This is a genomic window from Vibrio caribbeanicus ATCC BAA-2122 (assembly GCF_000165125.1).
In the GTDB taxonomy this organism is placed as follows: Bacteria; Pseudomonadota; Gammaproteobacteria; order Enterobacterales; family Vibrionaceae; genus Vibrio; species Vibrio caribbeanicus.
This window is the reverse complement of the sequence record NZ_AEIU01000068.1, coordinates 55,752-78,332: the sequence shown is the minus strand read 5'-3', so window position 1 is coordinate 78,332 and position 22,581 is coordinate 55,752. Positions and strand designations below refer to the sequence as shown.

The 22,581-nt window shown below is 46.1% G+C and carries 21 protein-coding genes; 8 read left to right on the top strand and 13 right to left on the bottom strand.

Annotated features, from left to right (window positions below; translation table 11 throughout):
* Positions 1-28: 28 nt before the first annotated feature.
* A complete protein-coding gene (gene pyrE, locus RH40_RS08415; RefSeq protein ID WP_009601021.1) occupies positions 29-670 on the bottom strand; it encodes an orotate phosphoribosyltransferase in 642 nt (213 codons plus the stop codon).
* Between the two features lie 115 nt (positions 671-785).
* Entirely contained in the window at positions 786-1,502 is a 717-nt protein-coding gene (gene rph / locus RH40_RS08410) for a ribonuclease PH (RefSeq protein WP_009601020.1), read from the bottom strand.
* Between the two features lie 152 nt (positions 1,503-1,654).
* Between rph and RH40_RS08405 the strand changes: the two genes are divergently transcribed.
* Positions 1,655-2,521, top strand: a complete 867-nt coding sequence (locus RH40_RS08405; protein ID WP_009601019.1) for a YicC/YloC family endoribonuclease — start codon at positions 1,655-1,657, stop codon at positions 2,519-2,521.
* 50 nt (positions 2,522-2,571) lie between these two features.
* Here RH40_RS08405 and RH40_RS08400 read toward each other — a convergent pair whose 3' ends face one another.
* The 6 genes from RH40_RS08400 to RH40_RS08375 all read right to left on the bottom strand — a co-directional run bounded on the left by RH40_RS08400 (position 2,572) and on the right by RH40_RS08375 (position 8,897).
* On the bottom strand, positions 2,572-3,177 hold the full coding sequence (locus RH40_RS08400; protein ID WP_009601018.1) for a LysE family translocator: 606 nt from the start codon (positions 3,175-3,177) through the stop codon (positions 2,572-2,574).
* Positions 3,178-3,272: 95 nt separating this feature from the next.
* Positions 3,273-3,980 carry an ABC transporter ATP-binding protein gene (locus RH40_RS08395; RefSeq protein ID WP_009601017.1) on the bottom strand — a complete coding sequence of 236 codons (708 nt, stop codon included), beginning with the start codon at positions 3,978-3,980 and terminating at the stop codon, positions 3,273-3,275.
* 25 nt (positions 3,981-4,005) lie between these two features.
* Positions 4,006-5,289 carry an ABC transporter permease gene (locus tag RH40_RS08390; protein WP_009601016.1) on the bottom strand — a complete coding sequence of 428 codons (1,284 nt, stop codon included), beginning with the start codon at positions 5,287-5,289 and terminating at the stop codon, positions 4,006-4,008.
* 2 nt (positions 5,290-5,291) lie between these two features.
* On the bottom strand, positions 5,292-6,506 hold the full coding sequence (locus tag RH40_RS08385; protein WP_009601015.1) for an ABC transporter permease: 1,215 nt from the start codon (positions 6,504-6,506) through the stop codon (positions 5,292-5,294).
* Positions 6,503-7,777 carry a TolC family protein gene (locus tag RH40_RS08380; protein ID WP_009601013.1) on the bottom strand — a complete coding sequence of 425 codons (1,275 nt, stop codon included), beginning with the start codon at positions 7,775-7,777 and terminating at the stop codon, positions 6,503-6,505. The genes RH40_RS08385 and RH40_RS08380 overlap by 4 nt, the downstream gene beginning before the upstream one ends.
* The gene (locus RH40_RS08375; protein WP_009601011.1) at positions 7,767-8,897 is read right to left on the bottom strand and encodes an efflux RND transporter periplasmic adaptor subunit; all 1,131 of its coding nucleotides are present in this window, start codon (positions 8,895-8,897) and stop codon (positions 7,767-7,769) included. Before RH40_RS08375 ends, RH40_RS08380 begins: the two co-directional genes overlap by 11 nt.
* A 437-nt stretch (positions 8,898-9,334) precedes the next feature.
* Between RH40_RS08375 and gmk the strand changes: the two genes are divergently transcribed.
* The 5 genes from gmk (at position 9,335) to recG (ending at position 15,599) form a co-directional block, all read left to right on the top strand.
* Positions 9,335-9,958 carry a guanylate kinase gene (gmk, locus tag RH40_RS08370; RefSeq protein WP_009601009.1) on the top strand — a complete coding sequence of 208 codons (624 nt, stop codon included), beginning with the start codon at positions 9,335-9,337 and terminating at the stop codon, positions 9,956-9,958.
* A 70-nt stretch (positions 9,959-10,028) separates the two neighbouring features.
* A complete protein-coding gene (rpoZ, locus tag RH40_RS08365; protein ID WP_009601007.1) occupies positions 10,029-10,301 on the top strand; it encodes a DNA-directed RNA polymerase subunit omega in 273 nt (90 codons plus the stop codon).
* A gap of 37 nt (positions 10,302-10,338) precedes the next feature.
* Complete coding sequence (gene spoT / locus RH40_RS08360) at positions 10,339-12,450, top strand: bifunctional GTP diphosphokinase/guanosine-3',5'-bis pyrophosphate 3'-pyrophosphohydrolase (RefSeq protein ID WP_009601005.1); 2,112 nt, start codon at positions 10,339-10,341, stop codon at positions 12,448-12,450.
* Positions 12,451-12,507: 57 nt separating this feature from the next.
* Positions 12,508-13,191, top strand: a complete 684-nt coding sequence (trmH, locus tag RH40_RS08355) for a tRNA (guanosine(18)-2'-O)-methyltransferase TrmH (protein WP_009601003.1) — start codon at positions 12,508-12,510, stop codon at positions 13,189-13,191.
* Positions 13,192-13,520: 329 nt separating this feature from the next.
* Positions 13,521-15,599 carry an ATP-dependent DNA helicase RecG gene (gene recG, locus RH40_RS08345; RefSeq protein WP_009601000.1) on the top strand — a complete coding sequence of 693 codons (2,079 nt, stop codon included), beginning with the start codon at positions 13,521-13,523 and terminating at the stop codon, positions 15,597-15,599.
* 8 nt (positions 15,600-15,607) lie between these two features.
* On the opposite strand, the gene cysQ is transcribed toward recG, so the two are convergent.
* From cysQ to RH40_RS20320, 4 genes are all read right to left on the bottom strand, one after another.
* Positions 15,608-16,435 carry a 3'(2'),5'-bisphosphate nucleotidase CysQ gene (gene cysQ, locus RH40_RS08340; RefSeq protein WP_039954467.1) on the bottom strand — a complete coding sequence of 276 codons (828 nt, stop codon included), beginning with the start codon at positions 16,433-16,435 and terminating at the stop codon, positions 15,608-15,610.
* Positions 16,436-16,498: 63 nt separating this feature from the next.
* Complete coding sequence (nudE, locus tag RH40_RS08335) at positions 16,499-17,053, bottom strand: ADP compounds hydrolase NudE (RefSeq protein WP_009600998.1); 555 nt, start codon at positions 17,051-17,053, stop codon at positions 16,499-16,501.
* Positions 17,054-17,168: 115 nt separating this feature from the next.
* The gene (nfuA, locus tag RH40_RS08330; protein ID WP_009600997.1) at positions 17,169-17,756 is read right to left on the bottom strand and encodes a Fe-S biogenesis protein NfuA; all 588 of its coding nucleotides are present in this window, start codon (positions 17,754-17,756) and stop codon (positions 17,169-17,171) included.
* 147 nt (positions 17,757-17,903) lie between these two features.
* A complete protein-coding gene (locus RH40_RS20320; protein ID WP_241209872.1) occupies positions 17,904-18,536 on the bottom strand; it encodes a ComF family protein in 633 nt (210 codons plus the stop codon).
* 122 nt (positions 18,537-18,658) lie between these two features.
* Here RH40_RS20320 and bioH point away from each other — a divergent pair, with 122 nt between their 5' ends.
* Both bioH and RH40_RS08315 read left to right on the top strand, forming a co-directional pair.
* On the top strand, positions 18,659-19,462 hold the full coding sequence (gene bioH, locus RH40_RS08320) for a pimeloyl-ACP methyl ester esterase BioH (protein ID WP_039954448.1): 804 nt from the start codon (positions 18,659-18,661) through the stop codon (positions 19,460-19,462).
* Between the two features lie 112 nt (positions 19,463-19,574).
* Positions 19,575-20,045, top strand: a complete 471-nt coding sequence (locus tag RH40_RS08315) for a hypothetical protein (protein ID WP_009600993.1) — start codon at positions 19,575-19,577, stop codon at positions 20,043-20,045.
* A 67-nt stretch (positions 20,046-20,112) separates the two neighbouring features.
* Here RH40_RS08315 and RH40_RS08310 read toward each other — a convergent pair whose 3' ends face one another.
* Positions 20,113-22,416, bottom strand: coding sequence for a Tex family protein (locus RH40_RS08310; protein ID WP_009600992.1), 2,304 nt, complete (start codon positions 22,414-22,416; stop codon positions 20,113-20,115).
* Positions 22,417-22,581 lie beyond the last annotated feature (165 nt).

Genomic DNA, 22,581 nt, shown 5'->3' with positions numbered 1-22,581 from the left:
GGTTATTTGGGTGTAAGCTAGAACACGTTTAAATACCAAACTCTGTGCGATAAGCCTTGACTGATTCCAGATGCTCACTTGCGTTACCTTGTTCTTCTAAGTACGCAATCAGGTCGCTCAAACTGACAATCGCCGTGACACGACAACCAAAGTCTCGCTCCACTTCTTGAATAGCAGACAGCTCAGCTTTGCCTTTTTCTTGACGATCGATGGCAACCAAAACACCCGCTAAGTCTGCACCTTGATGTTGAATAATCTCCATCGACTCACGGATAGCTGTGCCCGCTGTGATAACATCATCAACTAGCATAATTCGCCCTTTAAGGTCGCTGCCCACCAAGCTGCCACCCTCACCATGTGCTTTTGCTTCCTTGCGATTAAAACAATATGGCGTATCTATATTGTGGTGATCAGCTAGGGCAACGGCCGTCGTGGTTGCGATAGGTATACCTTTGTAAGCAGGCCCAAAAAGGACATCAAACTCAATCCCAGAGTCCGCTAATGCAGCCGCATAAAATCGCCCCAGACGGGCCAGATCGCTGCCAGTATTGAAAAGACCAGCGTTAAAGAAATACGGACTTTTACGTCCAGACTTTAATGTGAACTCTCCAAACTTGAGCACCTGTTTCTCTAATGCAAACTCAATAAATTCACGCTGGTATGCTTTCATCACTTCCTCACTTTATTAAAAACCAGATTAATCGGACGTTTTATGATTTCTATAACCCCTTCGTTTAACGCCAATAAAAGGGTAAAAAAAGGCCCCCAATTGGAAGCCCTTTTTATCAATTTTCTAACGCTAATTTTTGCGCTTTAACAATATCAGCAATGCCTTTTTCAGCCACATCAAGCAAGACATTTAACTCCTGTCTCGAGAAGGGTTCCCCTTCTGCTGTACCTTGTACTTCAATCATACGGCCATCTTCTGTCATCACGACATTCATGTCCGTATCTGCAGCAGAGTCTTCTACATACTCAAGGTCGCACAAGATATCTTGACCTAAAATCCCGACAGAAACCGCCGCAACATGGCCCTTCATTGGGTTATGCTTAAGCTTGCCACTTTTCACCAAGGTTTCAAACGCATCTGCCATTGCAACACTCGCGCCCGAGATAGAGGCCGTACGTGTACCACCATCGGCTTGTATTACGTCACAATCGACCGTAATCATCATCTCACCCATCGCCTCTAAATCAACCACAGCTCGTAGGCTACGAGCAATAAGGCGCTGAATTTCGAGAGTACGGCCACCTTGTTTGCCACTTGATGCCTCACGGCGCATACGAGAGTGAGTCGAACGTGGCAGCATACCGTATTCTGCCGTTACCCAACCTTTGCCCTGACCTTTAAGCCAACGAGGAACATTTTCCTCTACGGTAGCATTACACAACACTTTGGTATTGCCGAATTCTACCAACACCGAACCTTCTGCATAGGCCGTGTAGTGACGGGTCATTTTGATTGGGCGAATTTGATCCGCCAGACGATCGTTTGGACGCATGAACATTTACCTAGGTTATCGACCTGAAGAGAGACAAGCCTCATTTGTTGGAGCCGAAGTATACCCAAATTTAGCCCGCAAAGCTATCGCAGCAAAATCTGTGTTACTATGGCCACGCGTTATTTTCACAGCTTATACAACAGGAAAATTCGATGATATACAGTATGACCGCCTACGCTCGAAAAGAGGTCAAGGGCGATTGGGGTACCGCAGTATGGGAAATCCGCAGCGTCAATCAACGCTACTTGGAAACCTATTTCCGTCTGCCAGAGCAATTTCGTGGTTTAGAACCCGTATTAAGAGAGCGCTTTCGCAAGCGCTTGGCACGCGGCAAAGTAGAATGTGCACTGCGTTTTGAAGCCAACCCAGCCGCCAAAGGTGAGCTGAGCATCAACCAAGACCTTGCGCAGCAAGTAATTAATGCCGCCAATCAAGTCATCAAAATGACCGGAGATGAAAGTCGCCTCAATCCATTTCAAGTGATGAACTGGCCCGGTGTGATGGAAACGCCAGAGCAAGACATGGATGCGGTCAACCAAGACTTGCTCGCTGGCTTTGATGATGCGGTGAGTGAGTTTATTCAAGCTCGAGGCCGTGAGGGTGAGAACATGAAAGCGCTGATTGAACAGCGCCTATCAGCAATCAGTGATGAAGTCATTAAAGTGCGCACCCGTATGCCTGAAATTTTAGAGTGGCAACGCGAGCGTTTGTTCACTAAATTTGAGGATGCAAAAGTTGAGCTAGACCCATCAAGAGTGGAGCAAGAGCTAATTTTACTGGCGCAAAAGTCTGACGTTGCAGAAGAGCTCGACCGCCTTGATTCTCACGTAAAAGAAGCCACCAACATCCTTAAAAAAGGCGGGGCTTGCGGCCGCAGACTGGACTTTATGATGCAGGAGTTTAATCGCGAGTCGAACACGCTTGCATCGAAATCCATCAGTACTGATATCACCGCCTCAGGTGTCGAGCTAAAAGTACTGATTGAGCAAATGCGCGAGCAGATTCAGAATATTGAATAAAGGCCATCCCGTTTATCTATAAGCCAGTGACTCACTGGCTTTTTTATTACCTAAGACTGATGACGCGCAATGCCAACCGCCGCACCAAGGTAGCCCGTGCCAAGCAGTTTATGCACCCATGTCGAGCGACCCACGCGATGAGAGAAGAAGGTGGCCAATAATCCATAGCCAAAGTAAATCGAAAAAGAAATCGTCATCGCGGTCACAGTAAGAAAAAAGACTTGTGGGTAAAAAGCAACATTAGGCTGCAAAAACAAAGGGAAAAGCGCCATTCCCGCTAACATCGCTTTGGGGTTGGTCAATGACACGGCCAACGCCGAGAGATACATTTTCTTTTTCGATAATGCAGGTGGTAAAGCCTCTGCCTTAGAGGGTTGATGCCTAAACGCCTTAAAAGCTAGGTACACCAAGTAGAGAACTCCAAACCACTTGATAGCCTGAAACACTTCAATGTGCTGCTGCAAAAAAAGCGCCAGACCAGATAACACCAATAAGGCATGAATCATAGTAGCTGACATAAACCCTAGCGGTGCCCAAATAAAGCCAAAACGGCCATATTTCAGCGCTTGGCCAATGGTAAAAGCCGAATTAGGGCCAGGCAGCGCCACTGCTACAGCAAACGTTAGTGCAAACAAAAGTAAATGAGTCAATTCCATCGGCGCACCCTCAATCCTTATTGACTAATGAGCAAATTAACACAACAAGACGGACTGGTCAAAAAACAACCAGTGCGTTTGTTTTGGGCTCTTAGCTAGCTCACATTCAGTATTTGCGGCGCTCGATCGGCGATAATCTTACCATCTTTAATGGTAATAATGCGTTTCGTTCGCTCTGCCAACGCATTGTCATGGGTAACAATAATAATGGTGCGTCCTTCTGAGTGAAGCTGGTTAAAGAGCGCTTCAATTTCTGCGCCTGATTTTGAGTCCAGTGCACCTGTGGGTTCATCCGCGAGAAGAATCTGTGGGTCGTTGACTAAAGCACGTGCAATCGCTACCCGCTGCTTTTGTCCTCCTGATAGCTGATTCGGTTTATGATCCAAGCGGTCACCAAGTCCAACTTGCTCAAGCAGCGCTGCTGCCCTTTGCTTGCGTTGCTTGGCACTAACGCCAGCATAAACCAAAGGTAGCGCAACATTATCTAGAGCACTGGCGTATTCGAGTAAATTAAAGCTCTGAAAGACAAAACCAATGTTTTGGTTGCGAATCGCGGCCAGTTGATTAGCCTCCAACTTGGCAACATCAGAGCCACCCAAGTGATAATCACCACGGGTTGGGGTATCCAAACACCCCAACATATTCATCAGCGTCGATTTACCAGAACCGGAAGGACCCAGGATCGCAAGGTACTCACCACGTTCGATAGAGAGATCAACGCCATCTAAAGCGCGCACTTCCGCCTCTCCGCTGGTGTAATACTTACACATAGATGTAATCTCGACCAAAGGGGTTTTCGACACATTGGACTCCTTGATTAAAATGGAATTATTCACTTTGCAATGCCTCCAACGGGGTCACCTTAGCCGCTCGATGAGCAGGCAACCAAGCCGCCGCCACACCGACCACCATCAAGGTAACAATCACAATGGCAACAACCAACCAAGACAGCTCTGGGATAGGCTCACCTAAACTTTCATAAATACTATTGCCAGAAAAATCGAGCCTACTTATCCCTTCAACTAAGGTAAGGGTCAACAAAATACCAAGCCCCCCTCCCATCATCATAGTGAGCATGGACTGTAAAATGTAATGCCATCGAATCGCCGTTGGCGTAGCACCGACCGCCATCCGAACACCGATATCTTTGGTTGAACGTTTGACCGTGGCATACATTACATTGGCAATGCCAAGCCCTGCGACTGCAAGAGTGACAAAACCTATAATGCCAAGAAAGCCTTGTAAGCCAACCAAAAAGCTTTGCATGCTTTTTTGCTCCAGGAATCTATCTTTAACCTGAACGACATTTGGATCATTTGGTGAGGCACCATACTTACGTGCAATGACCTGACGAAGCGTGTCCACTAAACGCAATCGATCGGCACCTGGCATTGGCTCGACATTAATGGCGAAAATATCGCCAGCAGAGTGAAAACGTCGCCACGTTTCAAATGGCACGAATGCAACGTTATCGACAGGGTAGCCTTGCTCAACTGAGGCACTACTTTTTTTCAGCACACCAATAACAACAAACTCCTCTTCGCCAAGCTTGAGCGTTTTCCCGACCGGATCAACCTGTAGCTTGACTGAGGAAAACCATGAACCTTCTTGTTCAGGATTAAACAAATGTGCCGCTTTCGAATACCCTAAAACAATAACTTTACGTCTTTGACCAACATCAAGCGGATTAAACCAGCGTCCACCAGGTAGCAGTTCTAGGCCTGTCATAGCCTGATAATCTTGACTCACTGCATAAGGGTCTCCCCACGAAGTACGATCGCCTACCGATAAACGCTCGTCCCATCGAGCCGTTGATAAAGCGCGTTTAACCCAAGGCAGCGCAGCAATGACTGCGGCATCTTCAGAGTGGATCTTGAGGGCTTGTCCTTGGTGGAAAGTGCCATTGTTCATGGTCGCCATTCCACCAGTCAGGTAAATAAGATTGCCGTTACCACTTTGCGCCGCTCTCGTCACACCTTGACGAAGCCCTTCTCCGACCGCCAGCATCGAAGTAATGCATAAAGTTGCCCAAGCAACCGCCAAGATGGTTAAACCCAGGCGCAGTCGCTCAGCCGCCATTTCTTGGACAATCTGTCTTACTGGTAAAATCAAGGCTATACCCTCGCACTCAAAGCGACAACCGGCGTTAAACCTGCAGCTCGGCGAGCTGGAAAGTACGCCGCTAATATCGCCAGTACACACGTCACGAACAAAGCCACACCAATTGAATCAGACGTTACAACAGGAACGCCTATCCAAGATGGTAAATGCATCTTACTCAGCAAAAACACCACCAGAATGGCGATCGACAGCCCCAATAAAGCGCCGAAAAAGGCCAACAGCATACCCTCAATAAGGAACTGGGCAAGAATAGTACGAGGCGCAGCACCAATGGCTAACCGTACCCCAATTTCACGGGTGCGCTCGGTGACAGATAAAAACATAATATTGGCAACACCCAGAGCACCGACAGCCAACGTCATAGCACCACTGCAAGCAAGAAAGATTTGGATACCATGAAGAATGCTCATCAGTACTTTGCCACTCGCACTAAAGTCGGGTAAATACAACGCGTCATTATCACTGGGGTCAAAATGCTCTTGCTTAGCAAAAAAGTCGATGAGATTACGCCTTAACTGCTCGCCATTGACTCCTGACACGGGTTTCACCATGAGATTACTGATCTCTTTTTTCCAAATATCTTGGAAAGTCGACGATGGGATAAACACTCTGTCGGAGTTGGCAAAAAAATTCACACCATCAGCGTCAGCGAGAATACCGATAACTTGAAAGGGAATGCCGTGAACTTTTATCTTGTCGCCCACCGCTAAATGGCTCCGACGAGCAAGCAAATCTCCCACTAACGCCACTCGGGAATGGTGATGCTCATCGCTATGATTCAAGTTACGGGAACCTTTGGTTAGACCTTGCTTTACCAGAGGCAGGTAACTGCTTTCAGTACCGGCAACGAAAGAAGTGATGGATATGCCATGTGCATCGCTCACTCGCGCTTCCCAATTTTCGTACACTATCGCCAGTTGTTCGACAAAGGGAGACTCACGCAGTCGCTCAACTTGCTGCTCAGTAATACGGATGTTACGCCGTACAGGCAAACCCTGCCAAGGCTTACTAGCTTGCGAAGGCTGAACATACTGACTGTCACTGTTCAGCAGAGAAAATGAGGCGCTGTAATGCTGATAGAAGCCTTCTCCAAGCGCCATCAGTACAATAATCGACACTAGCCCCCAAACAATAGCAACCACAGCCAAAATACTTTTGACTTTGTGCGCTAACAGCGTCTTCCAAGCCTGAAATAGTGCGGCTCTCATAAGCTCAATGCACCACTGATGCGGCTGATTGCATCGTCATCAAGCTTGCCTGCACTTTGTAATAGGTTCACTCTCTCAGACCAATATTGATAGAGATTGTGTTGCAACTCATTACGCGCTGTGAATACATTATTGTGCGCATCAATCAACTCTGAAGCTTGCACTCGGCCTGCTTGATAAAGTGATTGTTTGCCCTGTAACACCTTTTGACGATATCCTGAGAGCTCGCCCGCTGAGCGCACCAGCTGCCATGAATGTTTAATTTGCACAAACTGTTGCTGCACTTTTTCGCGCAGACCGATTTCGGTCTCCCGCACTTCCTGTTCAGCACTTCGAACATCAAGCGCCGCGCTGTCCACTTTGGCTCGGATGGAACCATTGATATCAATAGGAATACTGACGGAAATGCCAGCGGTCGTATCACCGTTAGAAAATCGATCATCATCGCTATAGCCAACCGTGCCCTTCACTTTAGGAAAATATCCACCTTTCGCCGCTTCTTTCGCGTACTGCTTAGCACTGACCTTTTGTATTGCAGCAAGCAGTTCTGGGCTGGTATTTTTCGCAAGGTTTAACCACTCTTGCTGAGATTCAACCAGCATAGGAGGTTCAGTCACAATATTTATGACAACTTGTGCAACCCTAATCGGGCTCTCATTGGTAAGTGACTGTAATGCTGAGCGCTTTTTCTCAAGATCAGTTTGTGCCGTAAGCAAAGCCATTTTCTCGCTCAGGTGATTAGCACGCATATCCTCTACGTCAATCGACTTTACTCGGCCAGCCTTGTATCTCTGCTCAGTCATTGCTAGTAATTTTTGCCCCTCGTCCAACTTACTTTGTGCGAGCGCAACATCACTTTGTGCACGAGCCATTTCAAGATAGGCATGAATGAGCTCTTGAGCTAACTGATTATAGGCTTGGGTCAATTGCAACTGTGCAACCACTTGCTGCGCTTGTGATTGGTCGAGGTTTGCCCACAAGCTGCTATCCCAAATGGTTTGTGAAAGGCTCACATTATAACTGTTGGTGGACCCAGAGCGACTGTCACTCCAATTCGAGCTTGCACTCGCATCCAGTGAAGGTAATAAAGCACTACGATTGGCGGTGAAAGCATTTTGACTCACTTCAACCCCAATCTGCGCCTTTTGATAACTGGGGTTATATTGCTGGGCAGCTTTCCAAGCTTGTTCAAGCGACATAGTAAACCCACTCACACTCCAAGCGCTTGCCCCCAATAGACACAAGGTCCGGACAACTGACTTATTCAACATCAATACCCACCATACTGTTATCGACGACAGTTTGACCTTGGTTGACCCCTTTAAGTACTTCAACATGAATACCATCGGATAGGCCCAATGTGACTGGTTGAGTGTGGAAGCCTTGTTTCGAACTATCGGGAATAAGAACCATAGGAACCTCTCCCTCGAATTTAAGGGCTCTCTCAGGGACAACCAACACATTTTCAACCTTCTTGAGCGTGATGTCCGCGTTGGCCGAAAAACCGGAGCGTAAGTGGATATCACTCGGAATATCGAGATTGTCGACTTCCACTTCAAAGCCATTATCAAAACTCTTTGCTTCAGTGTCTGTTGGGTTATTGCGTTTCTGAGACTGAATAGCCACTGTATTGAGCAAACCTTGAATTGGTTTATCAGGGAAAGGGGCAACCGTGATCATCGCCTTCATATCAGGCGCTAGCATCGCAGCATCGTGCTCACTGACACTACCTTTAAAAATCATCGCCTTCATATCGGCCAACGACATCATTTCCGTTGCGGCTTGGCTTGATTCTGTAGAGATAATCGGTTCTCCGACCTCGACTTTCAGATTTAATACTGTGCCGTCAATTGGTGCATAGATAGTCGATGATAGCTTTGCATCGCCGACGGTCGCCTCACCACTACGAATGAGCTCAAGGTTTTGCCGCTTTTGCATCATATCAGCCTGAGCCGATTTCACTTCAGAACGGGCGCTTACATATTCATCAAAGTTTGCCGGAATAATTTTTTCATCAAGCAGACGTTGCAGGTTGTTAAGCTTTTGCTTTGCTGATTCTAATGCCGCTTGAGAGCGCATCAGATCGGTTGAAGCATCCGTCAATGCCTTTGGCGTTGGGTTAGGACTCACCTTGATCAAAGCTTGGCCTTGCTTCACTTTCTCACCCACTTTGACGTAGATCTCGCCGACAATACCGTTATTTTGTGATTTGATTGAAACAGAATGCGCCGGAACAATACTACCCACTGCTACCGCTTTTTTCTCTATCGTGCCTGTTTCAATCGTCAATGTTGGTTGTGATATGGTTTGATCACTCTGACTGAGGTAATAAACGCCCGCACTCGCCATCAGAAGACATGCCATAATCAACACGACCCAAGATCTCGACATATATTTGTCCTGTTATCGTATATTGTGTGTACTGAGACTGGATGATAAAAAAAAAGTTCATCGAAGTAAAAAACATTGTTCATTACATTATTTTCCTTCATAATTTCTCGGCCAAGTCATCATTTAAATAAATAGATAAGACACAAAACAACCTCTGACACATATACCCGAGTGACTTCATGTTCAGAGCGCAAGGTTAACACTACACTGCCATCACATTCGAAACTGCTCCTAGGCGGCCTTTGAATGTCTAGATTAAAGAAGGCTCGCCCTTAATTGAAATACTTGAGGTAATGATAAAGATCGTGCTACTCTTCGGCTCCATTTTCTGACTGGAATTGTGCCACTCAAGCGGCCGCTATCGGTCAGTGCTATCTTTACAGAAAGTAAGTCAATACTTGCTCATCTTGTTCAATACTAACTTTGGAATCAGACCTATGGGTAAAGGCACCTTATACATCGTTTCTGCACCAAGCGGTGCTGGTAAATCAAGCTTGATATCTGCCATGCTTGAAACAAGCCCAACCTATGCGATGAAGGTCTCTGTCTCTCATACAACGCGCACGATTCGCCCTGGAGAACAAGACGGTGTTCATTATCATTTTGTTGAAAAACAACACTTTGAAACATTGATCGCCCGTGGAGAGTTTCTCGAATACGCGGAAGTATTTGGCAACTACTACGGAACCTCGCGGGTTTGGATTGAAGAGAACCTCAATAAAGGTATTGATGTCTTTCTTGATATTGATTGGCAAGGTGGTCGTCAGATCAGGCAGCTTATGCCAAGTGCGAAAAGTGTCTTTATCTTACCGCCATCAAAGGACGAATTAGAGAGACGTCTTAATGCTCGGGGGCAAGATAGTGAAGAAGTCATTGCAAAACGCATGGCAGAAGCTAAGTCCGAGATTTCGCATTATACAGAGTATGACTATGTCATCGTTAACGATGACTTCGATAATGCTCTGATCGACTTCAAAGCGATTCTGCGCGCAGAAAGGTTGAAGCAAGATAAGCAAACTGATAAACATAAGAGCATGTTAAGTGCACTTTTAGCAGAGTAAGTCCTAGACACTAGGAACTGACACCCTGTATAATTTCTAATCATTTAAAATTTAACTAATTGGAGTTCTCATGGCACGCGTAACTGTTCAAGACGCCGTTGAAAAAGTTGGCAACCGTTTCGACTTAGTTCTCATTGCGGCACGCCGCGCTCGTCAAATGCAAACAGGTGGAAAAGATTCACTGGTGCCAGAAGAGAATGATAAGCAAACGGTTATCGCTCTGCGTGAAATCGAAGAAGGCTTAATCACTAAAGATATTCTTGATGCTCGTGAGCGCCAAGAGCAGCAAGAGCAAGAAGCGGCAGAACTAGCAGCCGTAAGTAGTATTGCACACGGTCGCTAATCGATTTTTTAATAGTTTATTCTTCTAGGTTGTAAGTTTGTATCTATTCGATAGCCTCAAAGATGTCGCACAAGAGTATTTACCAGAGCCTCAAATTGAGGCGCTGCGCGAAGCTTATATTGTGGCGAAAGATTCCCATGAGGGACAAACACGCTCAAGTGGTGAACCCTACATTATTCACCCAGTGGCTGTTGCGCGCATTTTGGCTGAAATGCGACTCGATATTGAGACGTTACAAGCGGCTCTATTGCACGATGTTATTGAGGATACTGAAGCAACCAAAGAAGACCTTGCTCATCAGTTCGGCACCACAGTGGCGGAAGTCGTTGACGGGGTCTCTAAATTAGACAAGCTAAAATTTCGCGACCGTAAAGAGGCTCAAGCGGAAAACTTTCGCAAAATGGTTCTTGCCATGGTGCAAGATATTCGAGTCATCTTGATAAAACTTGCCGACCGCACACACAATATGCGCACTTTAGGCGCTCTGCGCGCCGATAAAAAGCGTCGTATTGCACGCGAAACACTTGAAATCTATTCACCACTCGCTCATCGCTTGGGTATCCACAACATCAAAACTGAGCTCGAAGAACTCGGTTTTGAGGCTTTGTACCCAAATCGCTATCGAGTGCTAAAAGAGGTGGTCAAAGCCGCACGTGGCAATCGCAAAGAGATGATTCAAAGAATCCACTCTGAGATTGAAGGTCGCCTCGAAGAGGTTGGTCTAAAAGCACGAGTGTTTGGCCGCGAGAAAAACCTTTTCTCTATCTATAACAAAATGAAAACCAAAGAGCAGCGTTTTCATACCATTATGGATATTTATGCCTTCCGTGTCGTCGTTGAAGACCCCGATACTTGCTACCGAGTACTTGGTCAAGTACACAGTTTGTTTAAACCACGCCCAGGACGAATGAAAGACTATATCGCGGTTCCTAAAGCCAACGGTTACCAGTCTATTCATACTTCCATGGTCGGGCCACACGGTGTTCCTGTTGAAGTGCAAATTCGCACTGAGGATATGGACCAAATGGCGGATAAAGGGGTTGCGGCACATTGGTCCTATAAAGGCAATAGCGAGCGCACTGGTACAACTGCTCAGGTCAAAGCACAACGTTGGATGCAGAGTTTGCTCGAGCTACAACAAAGTGCGGGTAACTCATTCGAGTTTATTGAAAACGTTAAATCCGATTTATTCCCAGATGAAATCTACGTTTTTACACCGAAAGGACGTATCGTTGAACTGCCTGTAGGCGCTACAGCGGTAGACTTTGCTTATGCCGTTCATACTGACGTAGGTAATACCTGTGTAGGCGCACGTGTTGATCGTAACCCTTACCCTTTGAGTAAATCCCTCAAAAATGGCCAAACGATCGAAATCATCAGTGCCCCAGGTGCTCGACCTAACGCCGCTTGGCTGAACTATGTCGTCACATCACGAGCTCGAACAAAAATTCGACAAGTACTCAAAACCATGCGTAGAGAGGAATCCATTACGCTGGGCCGCAGACTACTCAATCATGCTCTGGGTGAGTTGTCGCTATCCGATGTGAATGAAGAAAATCTCACCCATGTGTTGGCCGACCTCAAAGTAGACACTTTGGATGATTTATTGGCTGACATCGGTTTGGGTGAATTGATGAGTATCGTCATTGCTCGCCGACTACTGGGTGATGCAGAAGAACTCGCCGAGGTAGATAGCCAAACCAATAAAAAACTACCTATTCGTGGCGCTGAAGGAATCCTACTGACATTTGCCAATTGCTGTCATCCTATCCCTGATGATCACATCATTGCTCACGTATCTCCTGGAAGAGGCTTAGTCGTCCACCGCGAGACCTGTCCAAATGTTCGTGGTTATCAGAAAGAGCTCGACAAATACATGGCGGTAGAATGGTCAGATGACTACGACAAAGAGTTCATCACCGAATTGACTGTAGATGTGCAAAATCGCCAAGGTGCCCTTGCTGAGCTTACCAACGTGATTTCCAAAACTGGGTCGAACATTCACGGACTCTCCACTGAAGAAAGAGACGGCCGTCTCTATACAGTCACGGTACTGTTAACGACCAAAGACCGCGTTCACCTTGCGGGTATTATGCGCAGAATTAAAGCCATGCCACAAACCCTAAGAGTGCGTCGCCGTAAAAATTAATCACACTCCGATCAATACTGTCGCTCCGCACCTCGTGGAGCGAGTGGAATGCCTTTCATGAACATAGAACGATACCATCGCATCCAACAAGTCCTCAAAGCACGTCAAGCTGATCTGACCCTATGCCTTGAAGAAGTCCATAAGCCGAACAACGTCTCTGCCGTCATCCGCACCGCGGATGCAACTGGCCTGCATAAAATTCATGCGGTTTGGCCTAATGAAATGAGAACGTTAAGTCACACGTCTGCCGGTGCTAGAAACTGGGTCGATGTTGAGACCCATGACTCTATTGATGAGGCGGTTTGCCAGTTGAAAGAGCAAGATATGCAAGTACTCGTCACGAACCTATCACCCACCGCCGTTGATTTTCGTGACATTGATTATACTAAGCCAACCGCCATCATTTTAGGTAGTGAAAAGACCGGGGCTTCAGAGCGAGCAAAACAACTCTCCGACCAAGACATCATCGTTCCTATGGTTGGAATGGTGCAATCTCTCAATGTTTCAGTTGCTAGTGCTGTTGTGCTCTATGAAGCACAAAGGCAACGCCAAGCTGCTGGCATGTATGACAACGAGGTGAGCCAAGTACCACAAGAGATAATTCATCGACTATTATTTGAGCGCGGCCATCCTGTGCTAGCTAAAGTCGCCAAACGCAAAGGACTTGCTTATCCACCACTCGATGATTCGGGGCAAATTATCGCCGACGATACCTGGTGGCGTGAAATGCAACAGAAATAACGAGTGTAATAAAATATCCTGTACAAAAATACAGCTCGGTGTTTAACTATGAGAGTCTTTTACTCGTCATTTTGAGTCACTGGCTTTTTCAAGCAACTTTCTGTTTCTGTCTCTTGATAAGGGCTTTAGGATACCCATGACCGAGAACAGCAAAAAAGCACCACAAACGTTGCTTTAAGGGTTCGATAAAAAGTACTTTATTCTTAATCAAAAGAAATGTGCGCAAAACAGCCACGCTGAAAACCCTGCGCTGCACTTGAAATACTTTTTTTCGAACAATATCTAATCGCATAAGGTCAAAAGACCAAAGTCATTTACCGAGTTCTGATATGTCTCAACTACTCTCTACGATCCCTTTAAGTTCACTGACAGGCGTTGGTGCTAAGGTTGCAGAAAAGCTGACAAAAATTGGACTCAACTCGGTTCAAGACTTGCTGTTCCATTTGCCCTCTCGATACGAAGATAGAACTCGCGTTTATCCTATTGCTCAACTGCATACAGGACTCTGGGCTGCGATACAGGGTCAAGTAATGGCAACCGATGTCTCATTCGGTCGCAGAAAAATGCTCACGGTAAAAGTGAGCGATGGTAATGGGACATTGACGCTAAGGTTTTTTAACTTTACCGCAGCCATGAAAAATAACTTTACTGCTGGAAAAACGGTTCATGCCTACGGAGAAATCAAGCGAGGCAACTACGGGCTTGAGATTGTTCACCCTGATTACAAGTTTCATGTTTCTGAAAACAAACCTGCAGCCGAAGCAACATTGACCCCAGTTTACCCAACCACCGAGGGGCTGCGACAAATTACACTGAGAAATCTCACCGAGCAAGCATTAGAACTTTTAGCCAAATCTGCAGTTAAAGAGCTGCTACCAGCAGGTCTCTACGACTATCAAACTACCCTTGGGGAAGCATTACATACTATCCATAGACCTCCACCAAGTATCGACTTAGAACAGTTTGACCAGGGCCAACACCCTGCCCAATTGAGGCTGATCATAGAGGAACTCCTTGCACAAAACCTATCCATGCTCGCGGTGAGAAGCCAAGGCCAACAGGATCTCGCGCAAGCTTTGCCAGTCAGTCAGAACCTCAAGCCAAAATTACTCGCTCAACTGCCATTTTCACCGACCAAAGCACAAGATCGTGTGGTGCGAGAGGTAGAACAAGACCTACAAAAAAACCATCCTATGATGCGCTTAGTCCAAGGCGATGTTGGTTCTGGCAAAACATTAGTGGCGGCACTGGCAGGATTAGGCGCGCTTGAAAAAGGTCATCAAGTCGCCTTAATGGCACCGACGGAGCTACTTGCAGAGCAGCATGCTCTCAATTTCACTCAGTGGCTTGAGCCACTCGGTATTCAAGTGGGCTGGTTGGCAGGCAAATTAAAGGGGAAAGCCAAACAGACCGCACTTGAGAAGATAGCAAACGGTGAAATGCAGATGGTCGTTGGTACCCATGCATTATTTCAAGACCAAGTTCATTTTTCGCATCTGGCTCTGGTTATTATCGATGAACAGCATCGCTTTGGCGTCCATCAACGCCTTGAATTAAGGGAAAAAGGTCAACACGATAACCTTTACCCTCATCAATTGATCATGACGGCTACTCCTATCCCACGTACGCTTGCCATGACCGCTTACGCTGACTTAGAAACCTCCATTATTGATGAGCTACCTCCGGGTAGAACACCCATTCAGACCGTCGCTATTCCTGATACCAAGCGTGATGACATTATCGCGCGTGTACAGAATGCTTGTATGCACGAGGGGAAACAAGCCTATTGGGTATGTACGTTAATCGATGAGTCAGAAGTGTTGGAAGCACAAGCCGCCGCTGACACATCTGAAGATCTGCAGCGTAAGCTGCCAGAGCTAAAGATAGGGCTGGTGCATGGGCGTATGAAACCCGCAGAAAAACAGGCGGTGATGCAAGACTTCAAAGACAATAAGCTCCATTTGTTGGTTGCAACAACTGTCATAGAAGTCGGTGTTGATGTGCCTAACGCCAGCCTGATGATTATCGAAAACCCTGAGCGCTTGGGGCTTGCCCAACTGCACCAACTGCGAGGACGCGTTGGGCGTGGCAAGGTGGCTAGTCATTGTGTACTGCTTTATCATTCTCCATTATCCAAAACCGCACAGAAGCGTCTGGCGGTCTTACGTGACAGTAATGATGGATTCGTGATAGCTCAACGTGATTTGGAAATACGAGGCCCAGGTGAGCTACTGGGCACCAAACAAACTGGGCTGGCTGACTTTAAAATTGCCGACCTGGTGCGTGACCAAGGGCTTATCCCCGAAGTGCAAAAAATCGCGCGCCACATACATGAGAACTACCCAGATAATGCAAAAAGCATCATTGAGCGCTGGCTGGGTGAGCGAGATATCTACTCTAAAGCCTAACCTGATGCTCAAGTCTTATTGACAACAATTTCATCCCAGGGCAGTGTTTTGTCACCTACAACGATAAAGTTTGGATTTTCGAGAGTATCCCGTTCGTTGTAAGAAAGAGGCTGTAATGCGGTACTAAGGATTTTTCCGCCTGCTTCTTCGACGATGCATTGAGTCGCAGCCGTATCCCATTCACCAGTAGGTCCGACACGTAGATAGCAATCAACGGCACCTTCAGCAACCAAACAAGCCTTTAGTGCAGCACTACCCAGTGGTACGAGGTCGTAACTCCATTCACCATTCATACGCCCCATAATACTCGCAACATCTTGCCTGCGACTTACCGCCATTGCGATGGGATGCTTTGGGCCACTGTGCTGATGGATATTGATGCGAACTTTTTCATTCGAAGGCATAATCTTCCAAGCCCCAAGATCGTGGCACGCGTAATAAGTCACACCAGAGACAGGCGCATAGACAACGCCCAATACAGGTTTATTGTCTTCGATAAGTGCAATAATGGTCGCAAAGTCACCACTACGAGCAATAAACTCTTGAGTACCGTCAAGTGGGTCAACGAGCCAGTAGCGCTCCCAGTTTGAACGCTGAGCTAAATCAATGTCGGCGTCCTCTTCAGATAATATAGGAATGTTAGGGGTTAGCTCAGCAAGTCGCTGGCATATCAGTTTGTGCGCTGCGATATCAGCGCTGGTCACGGGAGTATCATCACTCTTGGTATACGCTTTGTAATCCTGGCTGTTGTAGATATCAACGATAAGTTGACCAGCAGAGCGAGCAATATCAAGTATTGCAGATAAATGTTGGGCGATCTTTTCTGTCATCAGTATAAACAATCCTTAGCGCTCTAATGACCCTTTATTCCATTGCGACCAAATTGAGCAATGTATTAATTATGATTTTAGGGCGCGCAAAGTGAGTAACAACGCAGTACAACTGCGTGCTTCACTAAAATCCAAATGTGTCAGCAGTTCTTCGGCCTGTTCTAATGGCCAGCGAACAATATCTAACGGTTCAGGCTCATCACCTTCTAATTGTTCTGAGTATAGTTCTTCTGCAATAAATAAGGTCATTTTGCTGGAAAAGTGGGAAGGTGCTAGCACCACTTCTTTCATAGGCGTTAGTTTATTTGCTCCAAAGCCAATTTCTTCTTTCAATTCACGAACCGCCGCTTGCTCGGGAGTTTCTCCCTTATCAATCAGACCCTTGGGAAATCCAAGCTCATAACGTTCGGTGCCCGCTGCATACTCGCGCACCAACAATAATTCACGATTTTCTGTAATAGGCACCATCATGACAGCATTGCGACCACTAGGTTTCATTCGCTCATACGTACGTTCAACACCATTACTAAAACGCAAATCAAGCGACTCTATGGCAAATAAGCGAGATTTTGCCACCGTTTGTTTCTGTAGAATTTCGGGTAATGTCCTTTTGACCACTCGCATACTCCTTTCGACAAAGGGGAACTGTTAATATATGAGAAAATTATCACTATTAAAATAAAAAAAGGGTCAGCTTTATCGCCAACCCTTTTTTATGTCTGCCATAGTCTGCTGACCATCAATAATATGAATGGTCGCCACGATCATGCTCAGTGGCATCGCGAACCGCCGTTAACTCACCTTCAAACTGCTGCAACAACTCTTTTTCAATGCCCTCTTTCAATGTGACATCAACCATAGAACAACCGTTACATCCACCACCGAATGCGACAATCGCGACGCCCTCTTCAGTGATCTCAATAAGATTAACGTTACCCCCATGACTCGCAAGTTGAGGATTAACTTGAGTTTGGATCGCATATTCCACACGTTCTATCAAAGGCGCGTCATCGTTTACTTTACGCATTTTGGCATTAGGTGCTTTCAAAGTCAGCTGAGAGCCCATCTTATCCGTCACAAAATCGATCTCAGCATCCTCTAAAAATGGTAGGCTGAGTTCATCGATAAATGCAGAAAAGTCAGCAAATTTAAGCTCAGTATCCGTTGACTCTACAGCCTCAGGGGGACAATAAGAGACGCCACACTCAGCATTTTGAGTACCTGGGTTAACAACAAAAACACGAATATGTGTGCCTTCGGATTGCTGACTGAGTAAGTTTGCAAAATGTTTTTGGGCAGTTTCAGTAATAATAATTGTATTTGACACGACGGATACCTGAGTAATTTAATAGGCTACTTGTTAGACATTTTACTCTTGATAACGAAGATATCTAGCCTTTTACACAATTTCTTTCTCAGCCTCGTCTACCTAAACAAAAACGGTCACTCTGCATTACTTGATTCTGTCGACTCTTCAACCAACATTGGCAGTACGGCAGATACAATAAATATCCACTTTTTCCACTCCGGCATTACGTAACAAAGAACAAAGACCATCGACGGTACTTCCTGTTGTCAGAACATCATCGACGATGGCAACATGATTGGATAACCGCGCTTGCCTGAGAATAAATGCTTGATTTAAATTGGCCTTACGCTGGTTTGAGTTCAGACCAAGCTGTGGCAGGGTCTTTCGTACACGCCTAAAAAAAGGAAAACATGGAATATCAAGTATTTGTCCCAAAGATTTGGCTAACAGCTCACTTTGGTTGTAACCACGAGTCATGTAGCGCTGCCAGTGAAGAGGCACATAAGTCAACTGCCGAGCCGGGCTTTCGATAAGAGGTGCCAACATGTGTGCGAGCTTTTTGGCCTGCCAAAACTCACCATGGAATTTGAGGCGATGGATAAATGTAGAAATTGGACGATGATAATCACCAACACAGTAAAGACGTTGCCAACTTGGGGGAGAGTTTAGGCAATGTCCGCATTGTTCAGCGTCACAGCTCATCACTAGACCGCAGCACTGACATCGAGTTTTTGGTAAAAAGTACTCTCGACAATGACAGCATATACCAACCTGTAAGTGATCAAACTTTGAGTTCAAATGACAAATCTCGCACTGGAGAGGTAATATAGGAACAATGTATTTTCTTAGTCGCTGCGTTACCATGAGTACGCCCAAACGTCCCAAAAGGTCATTGTGCAGAAAACCTCGAAACAAAAAGGATGAAAAAAGTGTTGTCTAATGAGATCAAAAAGCATTCCCTGTATTGGCAATCCTCAGGAAAGGGCCAAGCATTAGTCCTGCTGCATGGCTGGGGAATGAATGGAGCGGTTTGGCAACAGACCGTCGCACAGCTCAGTGAATATTTTTGTGTGCACGTTGTTGACCTTCCCGGTTTTGGTCACAGCAATATGACGTCATTTTCTTCGATTGAAGACTTAGCCAACCAAGTTCTAGAACATGCCCCTCGTCAGGCCATCTGGCTTGGTTGGTCGCTCGGAGGGCTCATTGCTACCCATATCGCTTTAAAAGCGCCACAAAGGGTTGATGCGCTCATCACTGTGGCAAGTTCACCCAAATTTGCAGCAGAAGGTAAATGGCGCGGTATCCAGCCTGCTGTATTAGATACTTTCAAACAACAATTACTTGGTGATTTTACGCTCACTATTGAACGCTTCATGGCACTACAAGCCATGGGCAGCCCATCAGCAAAATCAGACATCAAAACGCTCAAACAGGCTGTTTTGTCTCGCCCTACACCAAATCCAGAGGCTTTAATGTCTGGATTAGATATTTTAGCGACTGTCGATTATCGTCAAGATTTAAAGCAATTAACTATACCCATGCTGCGTCTATATGGCCGTTTGGATGGACTTGTTCCACGTAAAGTGGCTCCAGATGTTGATATACTTACGACAGAGAGCACCAGCCTTATTTTTCAAGCCTCTTCCCATGCTCCTTTTATTACAGAAGCCGACCTTTTTTCACAGAAAATAATCGAATTCGCTAACCAAAGCCTTAAATGAACAATGTGCAAAAAATAAAAACGGTGCTAAACATTTAAGTAGGTCTGTCGATAAATAAACAAGCTGCAGAGAACGGTTTCTTTGCGGTCGCGGATGAATGGAGATGAACACTATGCTCGTTTCACCCACGAATGTCAGTGTTCCGCTCATTGCCCCGTCTGTCAATATACAAACAGAGCAAGCCGCGCGTGACAATAAGGCAAGAGAGCCTGTCACGCCGACGATTGCATTAACAAAAAGCAATCAAGAGCGGAAAGTGACAGCAGACGACAAGCGTCGTAAACAATCTTCTTGGGATCCTGCTGAACATCCGAGTTATGATCAGGATGAAAACAGTGCGGAGGAAAGCGCCTCAAACGAAGCGCCTCAAGATTTGCTTACTAAGCTTTTTCGCCTTCTGTCTCTAGAGAGTTACAGTGAACATCAGGGAAAAGGCTACGCTATGCGTTTTCGCTTACCAAAGCGAATCATTGATGCGGCCATTACCGAAGGAACCATGGCAAAGCGAAGAACCGTCATACAATTTCATTATGGCCATTCTATCGCACCAAACACGCCATCCGATGTCATTGCAATCTTATAATCACTGATATGATATGTAGGGATAATCCCCACCAAACTCACGTCTGTTGTGGGGATTTTTCTCTCATCTAGCGCTTAGCTTTAGCAAATGCTTGAGCAAAAGCACCGCCCATTGCACTCGATTGAGCCTGCTGGGTATTTTTTTGAGATGAACGTTGGTGAGTTTGTTGACCACCGCTTCGAGAGGTCCGATTCGTTTGACCGGGCTCGTCATTCAATCGCATGGACAAACCAATACGTTTTCTTTTTACATCAACTTCCATGACTTTTACCTTGACAATGTCGCCTGCTTTAACAACCTCACGAGGGTCAGAGACAAACTTATCGGTCAACGCGGATATATGAACCAAGCCATCCTGATGTACCCCGATATCAACAAAAGCGCCGAAGTTCGCTACATTAGACACCACGCCCTCTAATACCATTCCGGGCTCAAGATCGGACACCTTATTTACCCCTTCAGCAAAGACCGCCGTTTTAAATTCAGGGCGCGGATCTCGACCAGGTTTATCCAATTCTTTAATGATGTCACTAACCGTAGGAATGCCGAAACTGTCACTCACGTAGTCGGCAGCATGAAGCTGATGCAAAAACTGACTATCACCAATTAATCCTTTAACGTCACGTTGGTTCTTTTCTGCAATCGACTTAACCACTGGATAGGCTTCCGGGTGCACAGAAGATGCATCAAGTGGGTTCTTTCCATTCATAATGCGAAGAAACCCAGCACATTGTTCGAAGGCTTTAGGCCCCAAACGAGCGACTTTTTTTAGCACTGAGCGCGACTCAAATCGACCATTTTCATCGCGGTAATCAACGATATTTTGTGCCAGTGTATTAGATAGCCCTGCAACCCTAGTCAGTAGTGCTGAAGAGGCCGTATTAACATCGACACCGACCGCATTCACACAATCCTCCACAACAGCATCAAGACGCTTTGCCAACATTGATTGACCGACATCATGCTGATATTGACCCACACCGATAGATTTAGGGTCAATTTTTACCAACTCTGCGAGTGGATCTTGCAAGCGTCGAGCAATAGAAACGGCTCCGCGCAAAGACACGTCGAGATTTGGAAACTCTTTCGCTGCAAGTTCAGAAGCCGAATAGACAGACGCTCCGGCTTCACTGACCATGATTTTTTGTACAGCCAGCTTACCGCGCGAGATTAACTCAGAAGCAAAGCTGTCTGTTTCACGTGAAGCAGTGCCGTTACCAATAGCGATTAAATCAACCTGAAACTCACGCACAAGTGCATCAATGATCTGTAACGACTTTTCATACTGCTTTTGTGGGGGATGTGGATAAATCGTTTCAGTCGCAAGCACTTTACCTGTTCCGTCAACCACCGCCACTTTACAGCCAGTTCGTAAGCCCGGGTCTAATCCGAGTGTCGCTCTAGGACCTGCTGGCGCTGCCATCAATAGATCTTTTAGGTTAGTGGCAAAAACATCGATAGCATCAATTTCAGCGCGCTCTCGCATGATTGCCATCAATTCTGTTTCCATATGCATGGAAATTTTTATTCGCCAGGCCCAACTGATCACTTGTTTGCGCCATGCATCTGACGGGCGATCAGTGAATGAAAGTCCATAATGGTCGCTGATGATGGTCTCACAATAAGACTGGCGAACACCTTCCTCTTGATCTGGATCTGCCCTCATAGCCAGAGTCAAAAAGCCCTCATTTCGACCACGCAACATCGCGAGTGCTCGGTGCGAGGGTACTTTTCCCATCAATTCATCATGCTCAAAGTAATCTTTGTATTTTTCACCTTCCGTTTGTTTACCTTCAACCACTCTTGAGCTCAACTGTGCGGTTTTACTTAAGTAAACACGTACCTTTTCTAACAGATCCGCATCTTCCGCAATACGCTCCATCACGATGGCTCGCGCACCATCCAATGCCGCTTTAGTATCAGCGACACCTTGATTGATAAACTCAGCAGCCTCTGATTCCGGTTCAACGTGTTCATCATTCCATAGTCGATCAGCGAGAGGCTCAAGACCTGCTTCAATCGCAATTTGTCCTTTAGTGCGACGTTTCGGTTTGAACGGCAAATACAGATCCTCCAAGCGAGTTTTGCTCTCTGCTTGATGAATTTGAACTTCAAGTTCAGCGGTCATTTTTCCCTGATCATGGATCGACTTTAAAATAGCTTGACGACGATCATCAAGCTCACGTAGATAAGCCAAACGACTATCCAAATTGCGTAATTGAGTGTCATCCAGGCCCCCCGTTACTTCTTTACGGTACCTTGCAATAAAGGGGACGGTATTACCGTCATCAATCAGGTTTACCGCCGCAGAAACTTGCTCGGGCCTTACACTTAACTCTTGAGCAATTAAATTACAGATAGCTTGACTCATACGCTAACTCTCTCATTATTTTCACCTCACCAATATATTGGGGTCTCCTGCCAAAAACCAATCCTTGTTCGATAGAAAATCACTCAATCGCAAACCTCAGGTCAAGATTTGTCGGGGGTGTGAATCTTATGTCAGAGGGAGTACCCATTTAGAACTAAAATCGGT